Origin of the sequence: uncultured Phenylobacterium sp. (assembly GCF_902826855.1) — a bacterium.
Classification (GTDB): Bacteria; Pseudomonadota; Alphaproteobacteria; order Caulobacterales; family Caulobacteraceae; genus Phenylobacterium.
Window position 1 is genome coordinate 1 of the sequence record NZ_CADEGK010000222.1, and the last position, 6,863, is coordinate 6,863.

A 6,863-nucleotide genomic window follows, 5' to 3' on the forward strand; every position below is an offset into this window, starting at 1 on the left:
GAGGTAGTGGATCTCCAGGCGTGAGATCAGGTCCTCGATGTCCGCCAGCGAGGTCAGCAGCGTCGGCACGGCCACCAGGGTGCGCAGGTCGGCGCTGACGCCGCCGCGCAGCGCCATCGCCGGCAGCAGGGTGGCCCGAAAGCCTCGCGTCACGACGTGGTTCACGATGGCGACGGCGCCGTCGATCGCCGGAATGAGTCCCAGGCCGGCAAGCAGGACGAGCCAGGCCGCGCTCTGGCCGCTTGCCGCGGCGATGGAGAGCGGGATGGCCAGCAGGCCCGCCGCGACCACCGCGCCGGCGCCCACATAGCCGCCGATCCCCAGCGCGCGGTAGACTTGGCCCGGCCAGGATCGCGCCGGCGGCCGAAAGCTGATCGACGCCTCGAACAGGCCGCGGCCGCCCGCGATCAGATAGTAGCCGGGATCGGCCCGGCGAGCGTCGCCTGTCGGGCGCGCACGCGACGCCGCCGCCACGGCCGCCTCAGCCACCTCAAGTTCGGTGCGTCCAGAGCCTCGAGCGAGGTGCTCGACGGCGCTGCGATAGAGATTGCGCGTCGGGAAGTCCATGTCGCCGAAGGCGCTTCCGGACTTGAAGAGGTCGTCGACCAGACTGACGCGCTCGAACAGCTCGGTCCAGTCCACGTCGGAGATGAGACGCATGCTGGTTATGATGTTTCGCACGGTCACGCTGCCGGAGACCTGTCTCTGGTGCTCCTCGCGAACGACGGCGTCGGCGGTCGTGCCCTGCCCCGCCAGCTGCTCATCGAGCCACGCCAACGCCGGCTCGATGCTGGGGTCCTGATCGCGCAACCTGTGCACGAGCTGCACCAGATAGGCGTCCGAGAAGGTCGCCTCGGGGTTTTGCGGAAGCACGGCCTCAGGCGGCTCGGGCGGGCGTCCCCCGGCGCCCAACAACCGGTCCGCCAGCGCGTCCGCGGCGCGGCGACCGGCGCGGCTGTCCGTGATCCGCTGGGCGATCCGCCTGAGATTCTCCACCAGGACGATCCGCAATGTAATGGCGACAGCCCACAGCTCGCCGATGGTCAGGGGCTGGACCTCCTGGTACGCGCGGAGATAGCGCCGCAGGATCTCCGGATCGAAGAGGCTGTCGGTATGGGCGACGAACGCCCAGGCCACGCCGAACACGCGCGGATATCCCGTGAGGGGTCCGCCGGCGAGCTTGGGCAGCTGCCGATAGTAGCCCGGCGGCAAATCGCCCCGGACTTCGCGGATCTGCTTTTCGACCAGATGGAAGTTGTCGATCAGCCACTCGGCGGCCGGGGTGATGGCCGCGCCCAGTTCAATGGCGTCGGCGACGTCGCGGTAAGCCGCCAGCAGCACCGCTTCGTCATCGGCAAGCCGCCGCGACAGCGAAGCGCCCTTCATCTCGCGGGGGGTAACCGCCTGCGCGGAGGCCAGGCTTCTCGCGTGCGCCTCGAGGCGCTCGACGCTGAACAGCTCCGACCGAATCGGGGCGCCGTCGTCCCAGGGCGGTCTCGGTCGGGGGCTGCGAAGCAAGCCGCGGAGCGGAGCGATCAAATCCGGCCCGCTGCGAAGCCGGCGCTCACGCGCGGATGCACTGGTCTCAAAGCGCATTGTATCGCTGGCCCTTCACCGGGCTGCACGCGGATCACGCACGACAGACCTATCCGGCGGCCGGCGAAGCAGCGCTTCCCTCGCCGGCTTCATGCGATCCGCCAGACCACATGGCCGTCCCACTCCGGTCGGCGGGTTCGACATTGACCTCGGTGTGCTCGCCATGACAGCGGATGGCGTTGGCCAAGCGGTTGGCCTCGCGAACGGCCAAGTCGCGGGACCTGAAGGGCGTCGTCATGCGCTCTCCCAGCCGAATGGCCCAGCCGTGACGTTCCTTGACGACGTTGAAAGTGATCATGGCGCATCACCTCGATGGGCTGCAACGGCCCGCACATGACCCGCGCGCATGGAGATCCGGGGCGGTTCATTGTCCTCCTCGCATGAGGCGGGATCGACGGCGTTGACCTAGGTCAATGCGCGGGAGACCGCTTTTCCGGACCGCGGCCCGGCGGATTTCACGGTGCCGGCTGGGTGATGGCGGCGCGGGCGGCTCGGTCAGCTCACCAGCGTTCTCGCCGAGGCCAGCAGAACGGAAGCATCGAACTGCCCTTTGTAGAGGGGGGAGACCGACTTATCGAGACCCAGCAGTGAATAGACGGCGATCTGCGCCGAGCGCACCGAATACTCGACGGTGAAGACGACATCGTCCGTTATTTCACAAAACTGCCCGATGAAGGCGAGATTGGTCGTTCCCGCCGGACGCACGGCAGGCCGGTCGCCCGCGGACCGGGGCATGAACTGGCTGGTGATGAACGGCATCATGCAGGGAATGCAATTCGCGGCGTTGAGGATGGCGTCCTTCTGCGCCTCGAAGCCCAGATGGCCCAGCAGCTCGACGAGCAGCTCTTCGCCTGTGCAGTCGGACATCTTCTTCTTCACGAAGTCCCCCGTCTGATCGATGAACAGCCCGTAGCCCCAGAACACCTGGGTCCCGTCGGGCTGCCCGAGGAAATGCGGCTGGTGCGCCAGGACCACCGACATCAGCCAGCTCGAGTCGGTGAAGGTGACGAGCCCACCCGTGCCGGCCACATTGCCCGTGAAGGTCTCCATCAGCGTGAAGAAGGTCGGGTCGCTCAGCGTGACGGTGAACGACAGCCACTTTGACTCGTCAATACTGCGGGTGAACACCTCCGGGTGACCGAAGCCCGTGTGTTTGCCGGCGAGCGTCTCCCAAAGCGCCCAGGACCCGCCGCGTGTGTCATCGATGAGCCGCGCCGGCGAACTCATGGATCCGAGGCTCGACGCCGCAGTCATCGAGCCGTTGGTGACCAGGACCAGGTCCTCGTCCCTGAGCGCGATAGCGCGCTGAATTCCCGCCTCGACGTAGTGGACGGTCTCCACGGACTTGCCGGCCGGGCCGTAGCGGAAGTCCAGATCGCTCACCCGCGCGCCGGTGACAAATCGGACCCCCCTCGCCTCCAACCAATGGACGAGCGGCCGCACGATGGAGTCATACTGATTGTACGGCGTGCGGCGAACGCCACCCAGGTTGTGGATGCGGGGAAGCTCCTGGAAGAAGCGGTGCAGATAGCGCTTCAACTCGACCGCGCTGTGCCACGGCTGAAATGCAAAGGTGGTGCACCACATGAACCAGAAGTTGGTCTTGAAAAATGGCGGTTGGAACATCTGCGCAATCCGCCTCGTCCCGAGCGTGGACTCCGAAACGGCCATGATTCGATCAGATCGAGGCGATCGCGGTTGCTGAGTTCCAGGTCCGATGCATCGAGCTTGCACCCCGCCGCGACCAGGCGAGCCAGCGAATTGGAGACATGCGCCTCGTTGAACCGATAGATTTCGTCCTTGACCGTCGTGCCGGCCGCGGAGAGCGATGGGATGAAGGACAGCAGGTCGAAGGTGCAGGTGTAGGCCTCGTAGGTGAACATCCGCCCCCCGCGGATTACGTAGCCCTCATCGGGGTCACCGGCGCCATCGAGGCTGCCACCGAGCAGCGGCATCTCCTCTAGGATCTGAATGTCCTGCCCGGCGAACCCGCCGTCCCGGATCAGATAGGCCGCGCTCGCCAAGGCGGCGATCCCGCCGCCGACCAGATAGGCTTTCGCTGCGCCCCGAGGGGGTGGATCCTTGGTGTTTGGCATGACTGTCTCCCGGGCGACGGTGATCGAACAATGACCCGGAACACGAGGCCGGGCGCGCCTCTTACGCCAATGGACGCGCCGCCGAGGCAATGATTACACCCAGGCCGGAACGGGCCTCGGCTGCGGCGCCGATCCCGAAGGTGGGCGCTCGGCGTTGTGCTGACGCCGCCAGGGCGTCGACCTCGTGGTCGGTACTTCAACAGCGCCGCGACATCGTGCGAGTCCGCACTGATCGACAAGGCGCCTGTAAGAAACAGGCCCTGCGCTCGTCCATCATAAGGCGGCTCGCCCGATCGCTCTGCGAGCCGCGCAGAACGGCAGACTGACGACCGAAACGGCGCAGGTCGGCCTGGCACGGAAGAACGAAATGAAGACTAGCGTCATCCAGGTGCGCGACATGCTCTCTGTATTGAGTGTAGCCGGCATAGAAAAGCGGATCGGCGAGGTCCCCGGCGTCGAAAGCGTTACCGTGAACCATGCCGGCGGAAGCGCCACGGTGCGCTACGACGAGACCCGGCTCAACATCGCAGACATCAGGTCGGACGTGCGCCAGAGAGGCTTCCAGGCCGATGCCGCCACATCCGCTGACTCGACCCCGACGCCGGCTCCCGACGCGTCCAGGCTCGCCCCCCCGACCGTCCCTCCACCCAGCGCCGATGACGGAACAGGCGCGACGGTCGCAGAGCCTTTGGCGCTCTCTGCCGCGGATCCTCAGGTTGTTGCGGCGGGCCAGGCTGCTGGGCCGGAGCCCGTCGCCGTCCTCGCGTCCGCCGCTCAGCATGACGGCGAGGGCCTGCTCGCCAAAGTCCGCGACATGAGCGCCCGGGTCATGAAGGGGAAAGCCGTGCCGGACGAACTGCCTTCGGAGCCCGTCGCCCCATTCTCCGAGTCTGGCTCGCGTCCGCCCGTCGTCCCCGCAGGTCCGGGTCACGAGGGCCATGGGAAGCCGGGTTCCCAGACCGCCAAGCGGACGGACATGGCGTTCGAAATGGGGCATGGCGGCCAAGACATGGCGGCGATGGTGCGCGACATGCGCAACCGGTTCTGGGTCTGCCTGATCTTCACGGCGCCGATCTTCGTCTACGCGCCAATGGGAGACCTCTTCAAGGCGCCCGCGCCCCCGTTCGGGCTGGAGCTGAACCTATGGCTGTTTGTCCTGGCGAGCGCGGCGATCCTCTATCCGAGTTGGCCCTTCGTCGTCTCTGCCCGGCGTGCGCTGAAGACCCGCACTCTCAGCATGGCCGTGCTGGTCGTGTTGAGTGTCGGCACCGGGTATCTGTTCAGCGTCGGCAGCACCTTCTTCTTTAAGGGCGGGGGGCAGTTCTTCGAAGCCGCAGCCGTTCTTCTGGTTTTCATCCTGCTCGGCCACTGGCTCGAAATGCGCGCCCGCGCGGGGGCGTCTTCCGCCATCAAGGCGCTCTTGGATCTCACGCCCGCGAAGGCCTCGGTTCTCCGCAACGGTGTCGAGGTGGAGATTCCGACAGCGGAAGTCTTGGCCGGCGAGATCGTCGTGATCCGGCCGGGCAACAAGATCCCGGTGGACGGCGTCGTGGAATCCGGGGACTCCCTGGTCGACGAATCCATGCTGACCGGCGAGTCGATGCCGGTGCAGAAGGGGCCTGGCGCGACGGTCGTCGGTGCGACGATCAACAAAAACGGCAGCTTTAGATACAAGGCGACGAAGGTCGGGGCCGACTCGGCGCTCGCCCAGATCGTGAAGCTGGTTCAGGAGGCGCAGAACTCCAAGGCGCCGGCGCAGCTCCTCGCGGATAAGGCCGCACAGTGGCTGGTAGTCGCCGCGATCGTCATTGGTCTGACGACGTTTGCCGTGTGGTTCTGGGTCATTGGCGAGCCGCTGCTGCTTGCCGTGACCCTCACTATCACGGTGCTGGTCATCGCCTGCCCAGATGCTCTGGGGCTCGCCACGCCAATGGTGGTGATGGTGGCCACAAGTCTGGGCGCGACCAACGGCATCCTGTTCAAAAACGCCTCGGCGCTCGAAGCCGCCACCAAGCTCGACACAGTAATCTTCGACAAGACCGGCACACTCACCATCGGCCAGCCCGAGGTGGTCGAGATCGTGACGGCAGATGAGGTCACGGAGGACGTGTTGCTGGCCACCGCGGCGGCCGTCGAGCAGGGGTCCGACCATCCTCTGGCCCAGGCCATTCTGCGCCGCGCAGCGAACCTCGCCGTCGCCGCGCCTACGGGCTTTGAAAGCCTGGACGGCATGGGCGCCCGCGCCGAGACCTCCGGTGGGACGGTGTTCCTTGGCAATCGACGGCTCATGGATACCCAGAAGCTGGGGCTCGGTCGCCTGGAGGCCGAAGCTGCACGCCTGCAGGGCGATGGCCGTACGGTCGTTCACGTGGCTCAGGCAGGTCGCGTGATCGGGCTCATCGCCATTGCCGACGCGATCAGGCCGACCTCAAAGGCAGCGGTCGCAAAGCTGCGCGAACGAAAGATCGAAGTGGTCATGCTGACCGGGGACAATGCGGCGACGGCCAAGCGCATCGCTGCGGATCTCGGCATCGGCACCGTACTGGCCGACGTCCTGCCAGGCCAAAAGGCCGAGAAGGTGAAGGAACTACAGGCTGCGGGGAAGAAGGTCGGAATGGTGGGTGACGGTGTCAACGACGCACCCGCGCTAACTCAGGCTGACGTAGGCTTTGCCATCGGCGCCGGAACCGACGTCGCGATGGAAAGCGCTGACGTCGTGCTGATGAAGAGCGATCCCTACGACATCGTCGCTGCGATCGAGCTGTCTCGCGCGACCTTGCGAAAGATGCACCAGAACCTCTGGTGGGCGGTGGGCTACAATGTGATCGCATTCCCGCTCGCCGCAGGCGTCCTGTACCCGTTCGTACTCAGCCCCGAGGTCGCCGCGCTGTCGATGTCGGGCAGCACCCTGGTGGTGGCGCTCAACGCCCTGATGTTGAAGCGGACCAAGCTGAACGGCGTTCGCCGCGAGCCGGCGAAGGCGTTGCCGCGTCCGCAGCCCGCGGCACAAGCTGCGGCGGCATGAGCTCAGGCGCGGATTCCTCGGGCATTCCCCGCGGCACAATGGCTGCGCTCATGCTTGCGGTCTTCACGGTGTCGATGGGGTTTGGTGTGGTTTTGCCGTTGCTGCCGTTTCTGATCGAGCGGTTGCTCGGCGCCGGCGGCGACGCC

General features: G+C 66.3%; 2 protein-coding genes and 2 pseudogenes. 1 reads left to right on the plus strand and 3 read right to left on the minus strand.

Annotation, left to right across the window (positions count from 1 at the left end):
* From QZV94_RS21420 to QZV94_RS21430, 3 genes and pseudogenes are all read right to left on the minus strand, one after another.
* A pseudogene (locus QZV94_RS21420) lies at positions 1-1,386 on the minus strand (glycosyl transferase); the annotation flags it as partial.
* Positions 1,387-1,645: 259 nt separating this feature from the next.
* Positions 1,646-1,894 carry a hypothetical protein gene (locus tag QZV94_RS21425; RefSeq protein ID WP_293681719.1) on the minus strand — a complete coding sequence of 83 codons (249 nt, stop codon included), beginning with the start codon at positions 1,892-1,894 and terminating at the stop codon, positions 1,646-1,648.
* Positions 1,895-2,091: 197 nt separating this feature from the next.
* Positions 2,092-3,692, minus strand: a pseudogene (locus QZV94_RS21430) (oleate hydratase).
* 367 nt (positions 3,693-4,059) lie between these two features.
* Between QZV94_RS21430 and QZV94_RS21435 the strand changes: the two are divergent.
* Complete coding sequence (locus tag QZV94_RS21435) at positions 4,060-6,717, plus strand: heavy metal translocating P-type ATPase (protein WP_293681721.1); 2,658 nt, start codon at positions 4,060-4,062, stop codon at positions 6,715-6,717.
* Positions 6,718-6,863 lie beyond the last annotated feature (146 nt).

Excerpts from the sequence above, each read along its gene's own strand:
- QZV94_RS21425 (WP_293681719.1), bottom strand. The coding sequence starts at position 1,894 with ATGATCACTTTCAACGTCGTCAAGGAACGTCACGGCTGGGCCATTCGG.
- QZV94_RS21435 (WP_293681721.1), top strand. The coding sequence starts at position 4,060 with ATGAAGACTAGCGTCATCCAGGTGCGCGACATGCTCTCTGTATTGAGT.